General features: G+C 38.4%; 14 protein-coding genes and 1 other annotated feature. Of the genes, 3 read left to right on the top strand and 11 right to left on the bottom strand.

The features are described 5' to 3' along the window. Window positions 1-45 precede the first annotated feature (45 nt). A complete protein-coding gene (locus P7D84_RS02565) occupies window positions 46-675 on the bottom strand; it encodes a lysophospholipid acyltransferase family protein (protein WP_311804897.1) in 630 nt (209 codons plus the stop codon). A gap of 75 nt (window positions 676-750) precedes the next feature. On the opposite strand from P7D84_RS02565, the gene P7D84_RS02560 reads away from it, so the two are divergent. After that, window positions 751-1,485, top strand: a complete 735-nt coding sequence (locus tag P7D84_RS02560) for a tRNA1(Val) (adenine(37)-N6)-methyltransferase (protein WP_311804896.1) — start codon at window positions 751-753, stop codon at window positions 1,483-1,485. Beyond that, window positions 1,475-1,756, top strand: a complete 282-nt coding sequence (locus P7D84_RS02555; RefSeq protein WP_137603837.1) for a GIY-YIG nuclease family protein — start codon at window positions 1,475-1,477, stop codon at window positions 1,754-1,756. Before P7D84_RS02560 ends, P7D84_RS02555 begins: the two co-directional genes overlap by 11 nt. Window positions 1,757-1,909: 153 nt before the next feature. On the opposite strand, the gene P7D84_RS02550 is transcribed toward P7D84_RS02555, so the two are convergent. From P7D84_RS02550 to hisS, 4 genes are all read right to left on the bottom strand, one after another. Then, window positions 1,910-3,781: an acyltransferase family protein gene (locus P7D84_RS02550; RefSeq protein WP_311804895.1), complete on the bottom strand. Its 1,872-nt coding sequence runs from the start codon at window positions 3,779-3,781 to the stop codon at window positions 1,910-1,912. A 168-nt stretch (window positions 3,782-3,949) separates the two neighbouring features. Next, entirely contained in the window at window positions 3,950-4,828 is an 879-nt protein-coding gene (locus tag P7D84_RS02545) for a YitT family protein (RefSeq protein WP_170999785.1), read from the bottom strand. 104 nt (window positions 4,829-4,932) lie between these two features. After that, on the bottom strand, window positions 4,933-6,705 hold the full coding sequence (gene aspS, locus P7D84_RS02540; RefSeq protein WP_137603840.1) for an aspartate--tRNA ligase: 1,773 nt from the start codon (window positions 6,703-6,705) through the stop codon (window positions 4,933-4,935). A gap of 145 nt (window positions 6,706-6,850) precedes the next feature. After that, on the bottom strand, window positions 6,851-8,149 hold the full coding sequence (gene hisS / locus P7D84_RS02535) for a histidine--tRNA ligase (protein ID WP_137603841.1): 1,299 nt from the start codon (window positions 8,147-8,149) through the stop codon (window positions 6,851-6,853). A gap of 48 nt (window positions 8,150-8,197) precedes the next feature. After that, window positions 8,198-8,406 (bottom strand) — a binding site (T-box leader). A 173-nt stretch (window positions 8,407-8,579) separates the two neighbouring features. Between hisS and P7D84_RS02530 the strand changes: the two genes are divergently transcribed. Beyond that, window positions 8,580-9,515 carry an aldo/keto reductase gene (locus P7D84_RS02530; protein ID WP_311804894.1) on the top strand — a complete coding sequence of 312 codons (936 nt, stop codon included), beginning with the start codon at window positions 8,580-8,582 and terminating at the stop codon, window positions 9,513-9,515. A gap of 111 nt (window positions 9,516-9,626) precedes the next feature. Here P7D84_RS02530 and P7D84_RS02525 read toward each other — a convergent pair whose 3' ends face one another. The 6 genes from P7D84_RS02525 to P7D84_RS02500 form a co-directional block, all read right to left on the bottom strand. Beyond that, window positions 9,627-10,598, bottom strand: coding sequence for a D-2-hydroxyacid dehydrogenase (locus P7D84_RS02525; RefSeq protein ID WP_311804893.1), 972 nt, complete (start codon window positions 10,596-10,598; stop codon window positions 9,627-9,629). 257 nt (window positions 10,599-10,855) lie between these two features. Beyond that, complete coding sequence (gene proS, locus P7D84_RS02520; RefSeq protein WP_311804892.1) at window positions 10,856-12,295, bottom strand: proline--tRNA ligase; 1,440 nt, start codon at window positions 12,293-12,295, stop codon at window positions 10,856-10,858. 315 nt (window positions 12,296-12,610) lie between these two features. Next, the gene (locus P7D84_RS02515; RefSeq protein WP_137603844.1) at window positions 12,611-13,462 is read right to left on the bottom strand and encodes a DUF368 domain-containing protein; all 852 of its coding nucleotides are present in this window, start codon (window positions 13,460-13,462) and stop codon (window positions 12,611-12,613) included. Between the two features lie 197 nt (window positions 13,463-13,659). Then, entirely contained in the window at window positions 13,660-14,226 is a 567-nt protein-coding gene (locus P7D84_RS02510) for an NAD(P)H-dependent oxidoreductase (protein ID WP_311804891.1), read from the bottom strand. Window positions 14,227-14,501: 275 nt separating this feature from the next. Continuing rightward, window positions 14,502-15,698: an acetate kinase gene (locus P7D84_RS02505; RefSeq protein ID WP_311804890.1), complete on the bottom strand. Its 1,197-nt coding sequence runs from the start codon at window positions 15,696-15,698 to the stop codon at window positions 14,502-14,504. A 47-nt stretch (window positions 15,699-15,745) separates the two neighbouring features. After that, on the bottom strand, window positions 15,746-16,753 hold the full coding sequence (locus P7D84_RS02500) for a class I SAM-dependent methyltransferase (RefSeq protein WP_311804889.1): 1,008 nt from the start codon (window positions 16,751-16,753) through the stop codon (window positions 15,746-15,748). Between the last annotated feature and the right edge of the window lie 163 nt (window positions 16,754-16,916).

The raw sequence follows: 16,916 nt of genomic DNA, 5'->3' as shown, positions 1-16,916 counted from the left end.
TCTTGCTTTTGAATCACAAAAGTTCAAAAGAAAAAAAACGCTGAATCAATCAGCGTTTTTTTCTTTTGAACGATAGTTATAATCAGGATTGATCTCATGGTCCAATTGATCAAATGCCTGTTGCACCCGTTTTTCAACTTCTGCTAGACCATCTTTGTCCATTTTTTTGATATCAGAAATATCAATCGGCTCCCCAAAACGAACAATCACCGGTGTTCGTTTGAACAAATGTGAAAACTTCGTTGGTCCTTGATAAACCGAAGGAACGATTGGTTTTTTCGATAACCGTGAAATCAGTGTCATCCCGCCTTTTAATTCCGACGAATGGCGAGTCCCACTTGGAAACATGATCAAACTTTTATCTGTTTCTTTTAATAATTTGACTGGTCGTTTTACTACACTTGGTCCTGGTTTGTCGCGATCCACTGGAAAAGCGTTCAAATGGACTAAGATAAACCGCAGAATCGGATTTTTAAACAGTTCAGCCTTAGCTAAAAAACTGAATTGTTTCGGTGCTGCAGCCAAGGCGATATAGACCGGATCCCACCAAGTTCGGTGAGGTGCGACGAGAATATAATTTCCTTCGGGCAATTTTTCTTTGTTTTGATAGTGTGCATTGCCATTAATGATCGCTAAAAGGATGCGAACAATGGCTCGGATAAATTTAAAAAACATTTTTTCTTCCTTTCAGTTACCTAACTAAACGTAGTATAATACAACGGTATGATTTTTTTAAGGGGGCAAAAGAAATTGTTAAGAAAAGGTGAACGAATCGACCAACTTTATGCCGAGGATATTCAGATCATCCAAAGCTCAGAAGTCTTTTCCTTTTCCATTGATGCGGTCTTATTAGCAAACTTTCCACACATCCAAAAGCGCGGACAAATCATCGACCTTTGTGCCGGTAATGGTGCTGTCGGGCTTTTTTTAAGTCGCAAGACCTCCGCTAAAATCGATCAGATTGAATTGCAGCCGCGTCTTGCTGATATGGGTAAACGCAGTATCCAATTGAATCATTTAGAAAATCAGCTCACCATGCACGAGCTTGATTTAAAAGATACCTTTGATCACTTCAAAGCAGATTCAGCCGATCTAGTCGTTTGCAATCCACCTTATTTCAAGGAATCGCCGACTAGTAAAAAAAATCCCAATCTGCATTTGGCCATCGCTCGACACGAGATCCATGCAACATTGGAAGATGTCGTCAATGTAGCAGCAAAATTATTGAAAATGAATGGACGCTTTGCCTTGGTCCACCGGCCGGATCGCTTTTTAGAAATCATCGATTGCTTACGCGCCCATCGCATCGCACCAAAGCGAATTCAATTTGTTTATCCTAAACCAGGAAAAGAAGCGAACGTATTATTAATCGAAGGAATTAAAGACGGAAAAAATGAAGGATTGCGTTTTCTTCCTCCATTATATACTTATGATCAATCAGGAAACTACTCTTCCGCCTTACAGGAGATGCTTTATGGCGACTGAACACTTTTTTTATGTTTTACTCTGCAAAGACCATAGTTTTTATGGTGGTTATACTACCGATTTAACGCGACGGCTGACACAGCATAACGCAGGTACTGGCGCAAAATATACTCATCCCCAAAGTCGACGGCCACTTCAAATGATCCACGCGGAACGCTTTACTACACGCAGTGATGCACTAAAAGCCGAAGCTGCCTTTAAAAAACTGACACGCAAACAAAAAGAAATTTATTTACAAACCAATCAAATAAACAGTGTCCTTTCTGTATAAAAAATGAATGATCATCCTATCTCTTCAATAAATGTAATCGATAAACTTTCTTGTGAATATGTTTTTCTATTTTTAAAATGGATAATAAAGAAACCCAGTTACCTGTTCTCACAGGTAACTGGGTTTCTTTTAATTTTACCTTATCGAGCCTGATTATTGGCCCTTAAGCAGTTCTTTTGCAATCAAATGGCAATATTGAATAGATCCAGCATCATTTGGATGGACTTGGTCATCGTAGAACCAATCAATGTGATTATTACTAAAATCGTACCAGTCAATCAGATGTACATTTTTATATTGTTTTGCTGCAGCTGCTAAATTGGCATTGACATCGTTTTGCCAACGACGAGTAGGTACATGTGTATTGATAACAAAAACTTGACGTTTGCTTCCTAAAACATTCATGATTTGAGCAAAATCATCTTGGCTAAATGGTCCGTTTGTTCCAAGACTCAATAAAATTGTTTCATTCAATTCATCTTTGTCTTTTAAGGTTTGGAGTAATGCCGGACTATCGCTCAGCTGTCGGCCAACTTCACCATCAACTGTCATTTTAGGGAAGATCTCTGTCAGTCCTTTAGATCCAGCTAACAAAACAGAATCACCAAAAGCTGTGACTTTCATCTTTTTCGCTTTCGTCACTTCTCGATTATTTAGATTGTATTTGTCACCAATGCTTAGCGGTTTTTGAGAACTTTCCGTCATCTGTCCAGATTGATCCGTCTCTGCTGATTGACTGTCTGTTGTCTTTTTCTCCGCAGCCTGTTTATTTTGTTCAATTTGTTGTTGCAAGGCTTGTTGATCAGCATCGGCTTTATTCGTCGGGGCAATGATAACCCCAATCAAGGCAATCAATGTGATCAAACTCGAAAAGATAAAACCGATTTTTCTGCGGCTTTTGATTGGTGCCCAGAAAGATGTTTTCAAGGTAGCAAAAGTTTTCCGATAATCAAAAATACGTAAAGGTCGCTCCACATATCGATAAGAAAGCTCCGTAACAAAAAGGATCAAAATAATTTCCATCATTGTATGCAGCCATGTGTGATTAGCAACATTTATTTTCGCTTCATAAAAAATCATTACTGGGAATTGATACAAATAAATCCCATAACTGCGCTTACCAATCCAATCAAAGACTGGATTTGTCAGCCAACGATTCAAACTTGCCCCAGGATGAGCGGTGATAGCGACTAGTAAGACACTCAATAAACTCACTAAAAATATGCCGCCATAATAAACAAAAGATAAATCGTTTCGTAAAAACAGCAACGATACGAGCAATAACAGCAACGCACCTAAACCGATACCGTTTAATATCCGTTTAGCTTGTAAAGGAATCTGTCCTTTCAACCGTGTGCTGGGCCAAATAAATGCTAGTGCTCCACCTAATAAAATAGAGAACAATCGCGTATCAGTCCCATAATAAACACGTGTAGGGTCTTGTCCTGGAACGTATAGAACAGCCATCAAAATAGCAGAAAACAATGCTGCTCCAACAATACCAAGAAAGATTTTCCCTTTATTTTTTACCAATTTAATCAGTAAGACAAAAACAATCGGCCACAACAAGTAGTTTTGTGTTTCCACCGCCAGCGACCAGATATGTGTAAAAGGAGATTCTCCAGAAAATCGATCAAAATACGACATTCCGTGGTTGATTTGCCACCAGTTATTGACGTAAAGCAAACTGCTGATGACATTGCCTCTTAAATTATTCAAAAGATTTCGTTGAAACAAGGTTATGTAAGCTGATGCACCAATCAACATTGTGACCAGTGCCGGATATAGACGTTTCATTCGACGATAATAAAATTGTTTAATATCGATACGTCCAGTCTGATTCCATTCCTGCAACAGCAAATCGGTGATTAAATAACCTGAGACTACAAAAAAGACGGCAACCCCTAAGTACCCGCCCCGCATTTGGGTAGGCATTAAATGATATAAAATGACGCCGATTACTGCTAGGGAACGAATCCCATCAAACCCAGTAATATAGCGGCTATGCTTCAATCTATTTCCCATATTTTTCTTTTCCAACTTTACTATAGAATATCAAACTAACTATACGTATAAATTCAATAAACTGCAACAATTTCTTAATAAAAAAAGGATTTCCTAAAAATTTAACTTTTTGCTTGATAAGATCATTGAATGACTTAGAAAGAAAAAAGTTGGGAGAGCTCCCCAACTTTAATCCATTGACTCTTCATAAAAACGGCCCATGATCCGCACATTTTCTGAAATACTGACAAAGGCCGCCGGGTCATTTTCCCGCATGATCGTCTCTAATAACGGCAACTCAAAACGAGTCACAACAGTAAATAAGACCGTTTGTTTGTCGTGTTTGTACGCACCTTCGGCTTCATTGATGATAGTGATACCTCGCCGCATATGATCTTGAATCCCTGCAATCACCTTATCCGGACATTTGGTGACAATCATGACTTGCATCTTTCGCTGTTTGGTATACAGTGCATCAGTCAATTTTCCGCTCATAAAAATCGCCAAAGCCGAATAAAACATATACTGCCAGCTGAATAAAATTCCCGCCATAAACATGATCATCACATTGAAAATAATCGAGATCGAACCAACAGATTTTCCTGTTCGCTTACGGATCGTGATACTCAAAATATCTAGACCGCCAGAAGATAATCCATTTTTTAACGCAAATCCGATACCAACACCCATAATCGCTCCACCAAAAATCGCACAGATAATTGGGTCACTCGTCAATGTCGTTTCTGGAATGATGTGAATGAAAAAAGATGTTAAAAAAACCGTGATGAAAGTGAAGATTGTAAACTTATGACCAATCTTAAACCAAGCTAGGAAAAAAAGTGGTACATTGATCAAAAAAAGTGTGATTGATACAGGGACCGTAAAACCGATGACTCGATGAGACAAAGTCGTCAATATTTGGGCAAAGCCAGTTGCTCCACTAGAATAGATGTGTCCTGGTTGGTAAAAAAAGTTCACGGCAATCGCCGCTAAGAATGCATAAACAACTGCGACAGATAATCGGGTGGCATAATCATGGTGCGGCCATCCTTCTATCTTCTTTTTCATCATGTTATTCTCGCCTCATTTCAAAATTTCACTCACATTATACGTATTCCTATGAAAAAAAGAAAGCACCTACCATGATGGAAGGCGCTTCTCTTAGTATTTTCTTATTCTTCTACTTTTGTCACATCAATACTCAATTCATAAAGCTGCAATGGTGAGACCGTACTTGGTGCATCAGACATTGGATCAGCTGCTTTTCCGTTCTTAGGAAAGGCAATCACTTCACGAATATTGTCTTCGCCAGCTAACAACATTGCAAAACGATCCAATCCCAGAGCAATTCCGCCGATTGGAGGGAAGCCATAGTCCAAAGCCTCTAACAAGAAACCGAATTGTTCATTGGCACTTTCACGCGTAAAGCCTAATGTTTCAAAGACTTGTTCTTGTAATTCACGTGTATTGATACGTAATGAACCACCACCTAGTTCGTACCCATTCAAGACAATATCATAAGCTTGTGCATAAACTTTTTCAGGATGATCTTTTAAGTTTTCAATATCTTTTTCCATTGGCATCGTGAATGGATGGTGTGCAGAAACATAACGACCTAATTCTTGGTCGAATTCAAATTGTGGCCAGTCCACTACCCATAGGTAATCAAAACGATTTTCATCGATTAAACCAAGTTCTTTTCCGACTTTTGAGCGAACTGCACCTAGTGCTGTCACAGCTGTTAAGAATTGATCTGCCGCAAACATTAAGACATCGCCTGCCTCAGCATTGGTCGCTTGCTTCAACTCTTCGCTGACGCCGCCCATGAATTTTGCGATTGGTCCAGTCAATTCACCATTTTCATCTACTTTGATCCAAGCCAAACCTTTTGCACCAAATTGTCCGACAAATTGTCCTAAACGATCTAATTCTTTACGTGAGTATTTGTCTGCAGCTCCTTTAGCATTCAACGCTTTAACCACGCCGCCATTGTCTGAAGCCATCCGGAACACTTTGAAATCAGTTGCAGAAGCAATCTCCGTTACATCAATCAATTCCATTTCAAAACGCGTATCAGGTTTATCTGAGCCATAACGTTCCATCGCTTCATCCCAAGTGATTCGTGGGAATGGTAATGTAACTTCTACACCGCGAACGTCTTTCATCACTTGTGCGATCATCGCTTCGGTATATTCTTGGATTTCTTCTGCTGTTAAAAAGCTAGTCTCAATGTCGATTTGAGTAAATTCTGGTTGACGATCACCACGTAAATCTTCATCCCGGAAACAACGAACGATTTGATAATAGCGGTCAAATCCTGCTGTCATCAATAATTGTTTCAAAATTTGTGGTGATTGTGGCAATGCATAAAAATGACCTGCATGAACACGTGACGGTACTAGATAATCGCGGGCACCTTCTGGCGTAGATTTTGCCAAATAAGGTGTTTCGATGTCTAAGAAGTCATTGCTGTCCAAGAAACGACGGACTGATTGAGTCAAGCGATGACGCATCATTAGATTTTGTGTCATTTTTGGACGACGCAAATCCATGTAACGATATTTCAAACGAACTTCATCACTGATATTTTGTTCATCTTCAATTGAAAAAGGCGGTGTTTTTGCACTATTTAAAATAGTGATTTCTTCCCCTTTGACTTCAAAATCACCTGTTGTCATTTTTTTGTTGACAGAACCGGCATCGCGACGAATCACCGTTCCGGTAATCTCAACAACAAATTCACTACGGCATTGATCAGCGATTTCCCAAGCAGCTTTTGATTCTGCTGGATTGAAAACTACTTGGACAACTCCTTCGCGGTCCCGTAAATCGATAAAAATCAATCCACCTAGGTCACGACGTTTTTGTACCCACCCTTTTAATGTAACTTTTTGATCCAAATATTTATCGGACACGCGTCCGCAATAGACAGTACGTCTAGCCATTTCTTCCACTCCTTCATTTTTTATAACTATCCATCTTTTTCTTTTAGAAAATAGAATGACGTTCATCCCGTATAATAACTAATTTGTTTACGAAAATTCAATCGAAAACAGACATATATAAACTAAAAAGTAATGCACTATGATTTTAGTCAAATTTTGGTGTGACCATCTCATCATAAATCGCAGCAAAATCAGCGTATACTTCTGCCAGTGAGAAAGATTTTTCTTCCCGTGTTGCAGAATCTTTTACATTGATTACGCCTTTTGCTAATTCGTCTTCACCTAAGGTCAGGACGAGTTTAGCATTTTCTTTATCTGCTGTTTTAAATTGGGCCTTAGCTTTTCGTCCCATAAAGTCACGATCAGCAGAAAAACCGAAACTGCGAATTGCTTGAACTACTTTCAAGGTTTCCATATTCGTAGTCTCACCAAGACCAACGACATACGCATCTAGGCTGGCTGCATTGGGAATCATGACTTCTTCTTGTTCTAATGTCAAAAGAATGCGTTCAATTCCCATCGCAAATCCGATACCTGGTGTTTCTGGTCCGCCAAGTTCTTCAACTAATCCATCATAACGGCCGCCGCCGCAAATTGTTGTTTGAGCACCCATCCCTGGTGCATCACTCATAATTTCAAAAATCGTATGATTGTAATAATCCAGACCGCGCACCATTCGGTGATCAATTTCATAAGGGATTTCTAGATATTCCAATGTTTTAGTAACACCTTCAAAGTATTCTTTGGCATACTCACTTAAATAATCCAAAATACTTGGTGCTTTTGCAACGATTGGTTGATCTTTGCGATCTTTGCTATCTAAAACCCGTAATGGATTTTCATGCAACCGACGGCGAGAATCTTCACTTAGTGCTTCTTCATGTTCTTCAAGATAAGTGATCAACGCTGCACGATAGTTGGTCCGTGTTTCTTTATCTCCTAAAGAATTGATTACTAATCGCAGCTGATTGATCCCTAACTGTTTGAAGAAATCCATTGCCATTGCCATGACTTCTACATCAAGACTTGGGTTTTCACTGCCAAATGCTTCTACACCGATTTGATGAAATTGACGCAACCGACCTTTTTGCGGACGTTCATAACGAAACATCGGTCCAGTATAATAAACTTTGTAAGGTTTTTTGAATTCTGGTCCGAATAATTTATTTTCTACATAAGCTCGTACGATTGGCGCAGTGCCTTCTGGACGAAGGGTCACATGACGTTCCCCTTTATCATGAAAATCGTACATTTCTTTTGATACGATATCTGTTGTGTCCCCTACGCTACGAGCTATCACTTCGTAATGTTCAAAAATCGGCGTACGGATCTCTTGATATTGGTAGTCATTAAACACCAACCGCGCTGTTTCTTCAACAAACTGCCATTTTTCACTTTCTCCTGGTAAAATATCATTGGTCCCTTTTGGTCGCTGATAACTCATGGTTTGTCTCCTCTTCTTGATATCACAAAAAAAGCCCTTGTTCGATTGAACAAGGGCGAAAATTCTCGCGGTACCACCTATTTTTTAAAAGAGTCTCTCTCTTTTTCTCTAGCAATTAACGCTTGCGTAACGGAGCGGCTTTGCACGCGCTCATCTCCAGACTGTCGTTCAATTACTTTTCACGAAATTGCTTTCAGCCAAGGCAATTTTTTCTGTACGTTTTTCTTGTAATTTACTGGTTCCTTCATAGATATTTCATTGATGTTTTTACCTCTTCCTAAGCTACTAAAAAAAAGTCAGAAAGTCAAGTGATTTCCCGACTGTAAATGAAAACAAGAAAGAATATTCGCATTTTTTTAGACTTTCTTTTAGACTAAAATAGAAGAACTACTTTTGCTAGAAAACAAAAAAATGAAGGAGTGACGGATAGATGACAGATGTTCGAATTGGAAAATCACAAGTTTACGCAAGTACTTTGGGGTTAGGAACAAATGCTGTAGGCGGGCACAATCTTTACCCAGATTTGTCAGAAGAGGTAGGAAAAGAGGTCATTCGTACTGCCCTCAATAATGGAATCACGTTATTAGATACTGCCTATTCTTATGGCAATGGCCGCTCTGAAGAATTAATTGGTGAAGTCTTGCAAGAAGCTGCGTTTGATCGTTCCCGTGTGATTCTCGCCACCAAAGCTGCACATGATAGCCAGCAACCTGGAAAATTTAATAATTCTCCCAAGTTTCTCCAACAAGCAGTAGAACATGCTCTCCAAAGACTCCAAACAGATTATATTGATATTTTCTATATTCATTTTCCAGATGAAATGACACCGAAAAATGAAGCCGTTGCTGCATTACAGCAATTAAAAGAAGCCGGGAAAATCCGTGCTATCGGTGTTTCGAACTTTTCGTTGGAACAATTAAAAGAGGCCAATCAAGACGGCTATGTCGATATTGTGGAGGATCGATTCAGTTTAATCCATCGCGAACATGAAAATGATTTATTTCCTTATCTAAAAGAAAATAAAATCAGCTTCGTTCCATACTACCCATTAGATTCTGGGTTGTTGACAGGAAAATATGACAAAGAAACTCAGTTTGCTCCAAGTGATCTTCGCAGCAAAAATCCTGATTTCAAAGGAGCGCGTTTTAAAGCAATCATTACCAAAGTCAATCAATTAGAACCCATTGCTAGAGACTATAATGCTACCATTACACAATTAGTTTTAGCTTGGTATTTGAAACACCCGCAAATCGATGTGGTGATTCCTGGCGCAAAACGACCAGATCAAGTTGCAGCAAATGCTAAAGCTGTTGATCTTCAATTAACAGTAGAGGACTTTGGCAAAATCGATCAACTATTTAAATAGAAGAAAAAACTGTGACTAGATGCCTCTCTTCAAAAGTTAGAAAGAAAACAAACCTTTGAAGCCTCTTCTAGTCACAGCTTTTTTATAAACAATTAGGTGAGATTTGCCTAACTAACTTTTCTTGTTCACCCTATTTTTATCTTCTCCTGCTAAAAATGCTTGAAGATTATCTACAGCAATTTGCATTAATCGTTCTCTTGTTTCCACAGATGCCCATGCGATATGAGGTGTAATAAAACAATTTTTTGCCTTCAATAACGGATTATCTTTACTCATAGGCTCTTGTGAAACAACGTCAACTCCTGCTGCATAAATCTTTCCTTCATTTAAAGCTTTTGCTACAGCTGCTTCATCCAATAATCCGCCTCGAGCGGTATTCAAGATTATCACCCCTGTTTTCATCTGGCAGATGGCTTCATGGGCAATCATTTTAGTTGTCTCAGCCGTTTGAGGCACATGCAGACTGATGATATCCGCGTGTTGATACAATTCTTTTAAGCTGACTTGCTGTGCCCAGTTTGCCTGTGCTTGTTTTGGTCGATGATTCCAGTAGATGACTTTCATATTGAATGCATGAGCAATCTTGGCAACTGCTTGTGCGATAGCTCCATAACCAATCAAGCCGAGAACTTTTCCTTGCAGTTCCATCAAAGGTTTTTTCCAATAAGTAAAATCTTTGCTATTTTGCCACTCGCCTTGATGAACCGAGGTGTTGTGCACACCCACTTGATTAACAATTTCTAGTAACAATGCAAACGTAAATTGAGCTACAGCATCTGTTCCATATGCTGGAATATTCGTCACTGGGATATTTCTTTTACTAGCAGCTGCAATATCTACCACATTGTACCCAGTAGCAAGCACTCCGATATATTTTAATTGTGGAACTGCCTGTAAGATTTCTTCATCGATCGGCGTTTTATTCGTCAAGATTACTTCGGCTTGGCCGATTCGATCAATAATTTCTTGTTTATTTGTGTAAGAAGTCCGTTCATAGACTGTTACTTCTCCAAACCCACTCAACCCTTCCCAGCTTAGATCTCCAGGATTCAACGCATAACCATCTAATACAACAATATTCATTGTCATTCACCTTCCCTTATAAAAACTATTCTACCAATTTTTTTAAGAGAGAAACAGTTTCGAATCCAAACAAAAAACAAGCCTGAAACAATCAATCAAGTAAGATCAATCGTTTCAGACTCTAAGAATATAACCGCACAGATCAACCATTGGGGAAATCAAATTCCCAACTATCCTGCTTACTGGTGGCTGATTGATTAACAGTAGTGCAAAAAAATATTTAATACAATGGCGATGCTGCGGCGGACTTCCTCAAATTAATAAGCACGTGCAATCCAAACAGTGTGTTTCGCTGGTTTTCCGCTGACGATATCAACTGTTTTTTCGACAGGTGGGTTAAATGGAATATTTCTTGTTGTGAAGCCAGTTTCTTCTTTAATCTTAGCTTCTGTTTCTTCAGTACCATCCCAACCGATTAAGACAAATCCTGGTGTTTCGCTAGATTCTTTCGCTTGAGCAATATGAGCTTTCAATTCATCTAGCGTATCAATATCGGTATGTTCATTTTCTTCGTAGCGTTTTTGTGCACTTTCAAATAAACGTTTTTGCATAACCGCTAATTGTTCAGTGATATATGCTTCAATACCTTCTAGTGAAACAGATTCTTTCTCCTCTAAATCACGCATTTTGATGACCACTTGATTATTTTTCAAATCACGAGGACCAAATTCAACACGCAATGGTGCTCCTTTTAATTCCCATTCATTAAATTTGAACCCAGGTGTGTTATCCGTTTCATCGATTCGAACACGCAACCCTTGTTCTGCTAAAGATGCTTTCAATTCATGAAGTTTATCAAGGATTTCTGGTTGTTTTTGCCAAGGACCAACTGGGATTAAAACAACTTGAGTCGGTGCAACTTTTGGCGGCAATACCAAGCCTTGCTCGTCTCCGTGAACCATGATTAATGAACCAATCAACCGTGTTGAGATTCCCCAAGAAGTAGTATAAGCATATTCATGTTCATTGTTCCGATTCAAGAATTTGATATCAAAAGCTTCTGCAAAATTTTGACCAAGGTAATGAGACGTTCCTGCTTGGACGGCTTTTCCGTCACGCATCATTGCCTCGACTGAATAGGTATCAACTGCACCAGCAAATCGCTCAGAAGGGGTTTTTTGTCCACGATAAACGGGAATTGCTAATGTATCTTCAATCAAAGTAGCATAAGCTTCCAAGATTGACATAGTACGTTCGCGAGCACTTTCTTCGGATTCATGTGCAGTATGTCCTTCTTGCCATAAGAATTCAGAAGTCCGTAAGAACGGCATGGTTTTTTTCTCCCAACGGAAAACATTGGCCCATTGATTGATTTCATAAGGAAGATCTCGATAAGAATTGATCCAGTTTGAAAATGCATCTCCAATCAATGTTTCTGAAGTTGGACGCAATGCATATGGTTCTTCTAATTCTTCATCGCCGACTTTTGTTAACCAAGGTAGTTCTGGTGCAAATCCTTCAACGTGTTCTTCTTCTTTTTCTAGAAAATGTTTAGGGATCAGCATTGGGAAGTAGACATTACGGATATCTTGAGTCTTTAGGTATTTATTGAAGTCTTCTTGGATGTGTTCCCACAATTCCCAACCATCTGCTTTAAAAATGATACAGCCACGAACAGGGGAATAATCCATTAGGTCAGCTTTTTGAATCGTTTGTAGATACCATTTTGAAAAATCTTCTTTTTGTAAGTTTGTCATTCATGCATCCTCCTAAAAATAAAAATAAAAAAACCGTTCCATCCCTACAATTGTAAGGACGAAACGGATAATTTCGCGGTACCACCTTGCTTGGCCAAACATTGTTGACCCAACTTTCAGCTCCAAATAACGCTAGAGTCGCGTGTTGTTTTCACAACAATCTTGTTTGGTAGGTTCATAAATCTCAGTGGGCATGTTGATCTTTCAGCCGGTGAATCAACTCTCTGCTGCCAATAAAATTTATTACTATTCCAAATGCTTATCACCATATTAAAGACTTCTCATCAAAATTGCAAGCGTAAATTTCAATTTTTTCTAATCTTCTGGAACATAGCGTTCTTCTAAGCGGCTCATCCACCAACCTAGCGCCGCTCCTAAAACACATAAAACCGCACAGCCAAGAAATCCTAAAAAGCCGATACCACTGTAATTAGTTGGGATAATCATGACTGTTGAAGCAAAAACAATTCCTAAAATAAAATGATACATCGATGCATAAAAACGACCAAAGACCCAGTCCATTACTTTTGACAAACTTAAGACCGTCACCAAGCCGCCAATGCCGATTGGGATGATCACTCCCATATCGATTGTTTTAAATCCATCAGCCATCGCTTTGTACATTCCCATATAAACTAAGAAATTCGAAGGACTAAGACCGGGTACAATCAATCCTAACCCAATCAACGCTCCGGCAATCATCCAAGTAAAGAAGTTTTGATCAACGTGACCAAATAGACTCGAACCTTGCCACAAGAACCAAAAACCTACGACAAAACTGATGAGCAAAATAACAAAGTCTTTTGTTTCTCGACCTTTTTTCCCAGCTTCTTTCCATAACGCAGGTACCGTTCCGATAATACAGCCAACAAAGAACCATAAAATAATCGTTTCAAATTGTCCTAGTAAAAAACTCACAGCGAACGAAAGAACAAAAACTCCGGTCAATCCACCCAAGCCTACTGGAATAAAAAATAATACATTTTCTTTGAAATTTTTCGTAATATGAGCCAAAAATGAAATGATTCGCTCATAAATACCAAATACTGCAGCTAAAGCTCCTCCACTGACCCCTGGTAAAATAAACCCAGAGCCGATGAACATTCCTTTGACGAAACGTAAAATCCAGTCGCTTCTACTCGGCTGCGTAACTTTTTCGTTTTCCATAAAAAATAATCCTCGTCTTTCTTTTATATCTTAGCAAGTGTACCGATAAAAAGAAGTCGACGCAAGACCCACTAAGGACGATACACCGAAAATTTAAAGAAACTTTTGATATTTTGCCAAATGACTTTTATAGATAACAACTAATTCACTTAGAAATAAGCATTCTTTAGCCATTGTAAAACCATCAATGCAACCGATTACAGTTTTTCATAGACTGTTGCTAAATATGATTGACGTTCCTCTATACTTAATTTCTTTACTGAACCTAAATGATGCCAAGAAATATTACGCATCCCGATATCTGTTAATGTCGTAATCAGCTGATGCTTATAACTACGCGTACAATGTTGCTCAAGACTTTCCGTCGATTGATCTGATGTAGTAAAAATAACAACTGAATCAATCGTCAACAACGGCTGGATCCCATTGCCGCCATCAAAAAAAGCAAATTCATTCAACAACACTTTGTCCAGAAAACCTTTTAAACTCGCCGGCGAACTATACCACCAAACAGGAAAAATCAAAACCAATTGCGTTGTTTCCCGCAATAAACTCATATAATGCAAAACTAACGGATCCAAAACAGATCCTTGCTGATAAACCGCTAATTCTTCTGCCTTCATAACTGGATTGAACCCATCTTTATTCAAGTCAATCACTTGATAAATTTTCTGATCCTGTTCCAGACCAGCAATCAACCGATTCAACACCTCGTGATTAAAGCTTTCCTTCCACGGATGATCGATAATCAATGTTGTTGTCATTTCAACTTCCCCTTACCCTTTTTTGTTAAAAATAGCACAACATCATTGCAATTAGATGTCAGTTTGATTTCAAACAAACTAAGAACAAGATAACATTGCATTTTTCATTAGAAATCTCAGCCAATCACAATACTAACAATTAAAGAACCCAGCAAGAAAAATGAGACTAATAATCTTTCTAAAACATAAAATTTATAGTAAAAAAAGAGTGTCAAACTTATCTAAAGTTCAACACTCCCATACTAAATCAATTCATTAATCAAACAAAATTTCACTTATTTACCCAAACGTTCTACGTCACGAGCAATCATTACTTCTTCATCTGTTGGGATAACATATACTTTGACCCGTGAGTTTTCAGTGGAAAGCTCTGCTTCTTTTCCGTGAGTATTTTTATTGATTTCTTCATCAATTTCAATACCAAACCAAGTCATGCGTTCTAAGACCATTTGACGGACAGGATCTGCGTTTTCACCAACACCAGCTGTGAAGACAATCGCATCGACGCCATCCATTACAGAAATGTATTGAGCGATATATTTACGGATTCGATCACAATAAATATCTAAAGCTAGCGCAGCATCTTCATTGCCTTCTTCTGCACCACTTTCGATATCACGCATATCACTTGAGATTCCAGTTAAACCAAGAACGCCTGATTTTTTATTTAAAACATCAATCATTTCATTGATATTTGTGATCCCTGTTTTTTCCATCAAGTATGGCAATAACGATGCATCAATATCTCCTGAACGTGTTCCCATAGTAAGTCCTGCTAATGGAGTGAAGCCCATTGATGTATCCACAGATTTTCCGCCTTCAACAGCGGTGATTGAACCACCATTTCCGATGTGGGCTGTGATGATTTTTGTTTCTTCGATAGGTTTGCCTAATAGTTCTGCTGCACGTTCTGAAACATAGCGATGGCTTGTTCCATGGAAACCGTATTTGCGAGCAGCATATTTGTCGTAATATTCTTTTGGAATACTATACAAATAATTCGTTGCTGGCATTGACGCATGGAAAGAAGTATCAAAAACTGCCACGCTGACGATATTCGGTAAAATATGACGGAAGGCTTTGATTCCCATTGCATTAGCTGGATTGTGCAGTGGTGCGAATTCGCTTAGTTCTTCGATTTTTGCTAATACATCGTCATCAATCAAAACAGAATCTTTGAAGTATTCGCCCCCAGCTACTACACGGTGACCGACACCTGTAATTTCATCAAATGACGCAATGATTTTTAGATCGATCAATTGATCCAATAACATTTGAACCGCAACTTCATGGTCTTTTATATCTAAAATTTGTTCAAATTTTTGTCCATCTCCATATTTGATCGTAAAGATCGAATCATTTAAACCGATTCGTTCAACGATTCCCTTTGCGATGACTGATTCTTCAGGCATTTGATAAAGTTGCCATTTTAGACTTGAACTACCGGCATTGATTGCAATTGTTTTTGACATGTTAACTCTCCTCTATAATTAAATTGCTGGTCGCTCATTAGAGCGGCTTATAAATTAGAAGACTTCCAGTCTTCGAATTTTTTGAAAAATTCTGTTACTTGGCTTGGATCTTTTAACGAAGGTAAATGAACCAGTAAAACTTTTTCCGCTTGCTCTGCTGTTTCACCTGTTTTTTGCAACAGTAAAATACTTTTTCGTGAATGTTCTGATTTGAATAACTCATCTGGCAATTGAATGATTCCTTGCAATAGCACATCCTTTTTCAACCATTTCTGTAATAAAGGACCTTGCTCTGTCTCAAGAAAATTACTTGGAACCAAAAATAAACCAAATCCTGCTGGTTTGACATAATTCATAGCTTGCTCTAACAATAAATGATGCGCAAAACTGTGTTCCTTTTCAGAATGTGTCGTAAATTTCTTGGCTTGCTGATCATTCGGATAATAACCAACCGGCAAATCACCGATTACATAATCAACAGGATCTACTAATAGATCTTGTAAACTATCTTGATGGAATAATTTGACCATCTCGCCCATTAATAAACTATCAGACGCCGCAATCGCAAGTAAGGTTTCATCATTATCTACACCGACTCCATTGACCGAATAATTGGCTGCTTGTAAATTAATCAAGATGGTCAATAATAGATTTCCCATACCAACAGTAATATCTAAAATTTCCAAAGGTTGTTCTTTTTTCAGCGTCAGCTGCTCAATCAAAAAGACAAACAAAAAGCCGATACTATCTGGTGTCAGTTGATGATTGGGTTGTAAATTTTCATCTTTCGATCCTTTAAGCAACAACAATTGTGTTAATTTTCGCCAATCTTCTTTGCCTAATTCCAAAGATAATAACTCTTGATAAATGGCTTCAACTTTTGCGACAGTGGCTTCATCTGGCTGTTGATCAAGCACACGCACCTTCGCATTATCAACTAAATTCTCTGTATTTTCGATGTACGCATCAAAAAAAGAAGTTCCTAATGATTGTTGCAATGTACTGATTGCTTCTCTCATCAAAGAAAACGCTGTCTCAATTTTTTCTGGATTCATCTTGCACCTCACAAACTAATATAACACTCACGATACCTGTTCTATTTTAGCGAACATATTCCAATTAATCAATCGCTTTCTTTTTTTTATCATTGTTTTCCTAATTCAACCAAAAAGTCTTTTTTTCAATCTATTTCCCTTCATTCCCTCAAGCCCCAAGCTA

This window comes from Enterococcus dongliensis (assembly GCF_031927985.1).
In the GTDB taxonomy this organism is placed as follows: domain Bacteria; phylum Bacillota; class Bacilli; order Lactobacillales; family Enterococcaceae; genus Enterococcus_A; species Enterococcus_A dongliensis.
Note: the sequence above shows the minus strand (reverse complement) of the source record. Positions and strands in the feature narration are given on the sequence as shown.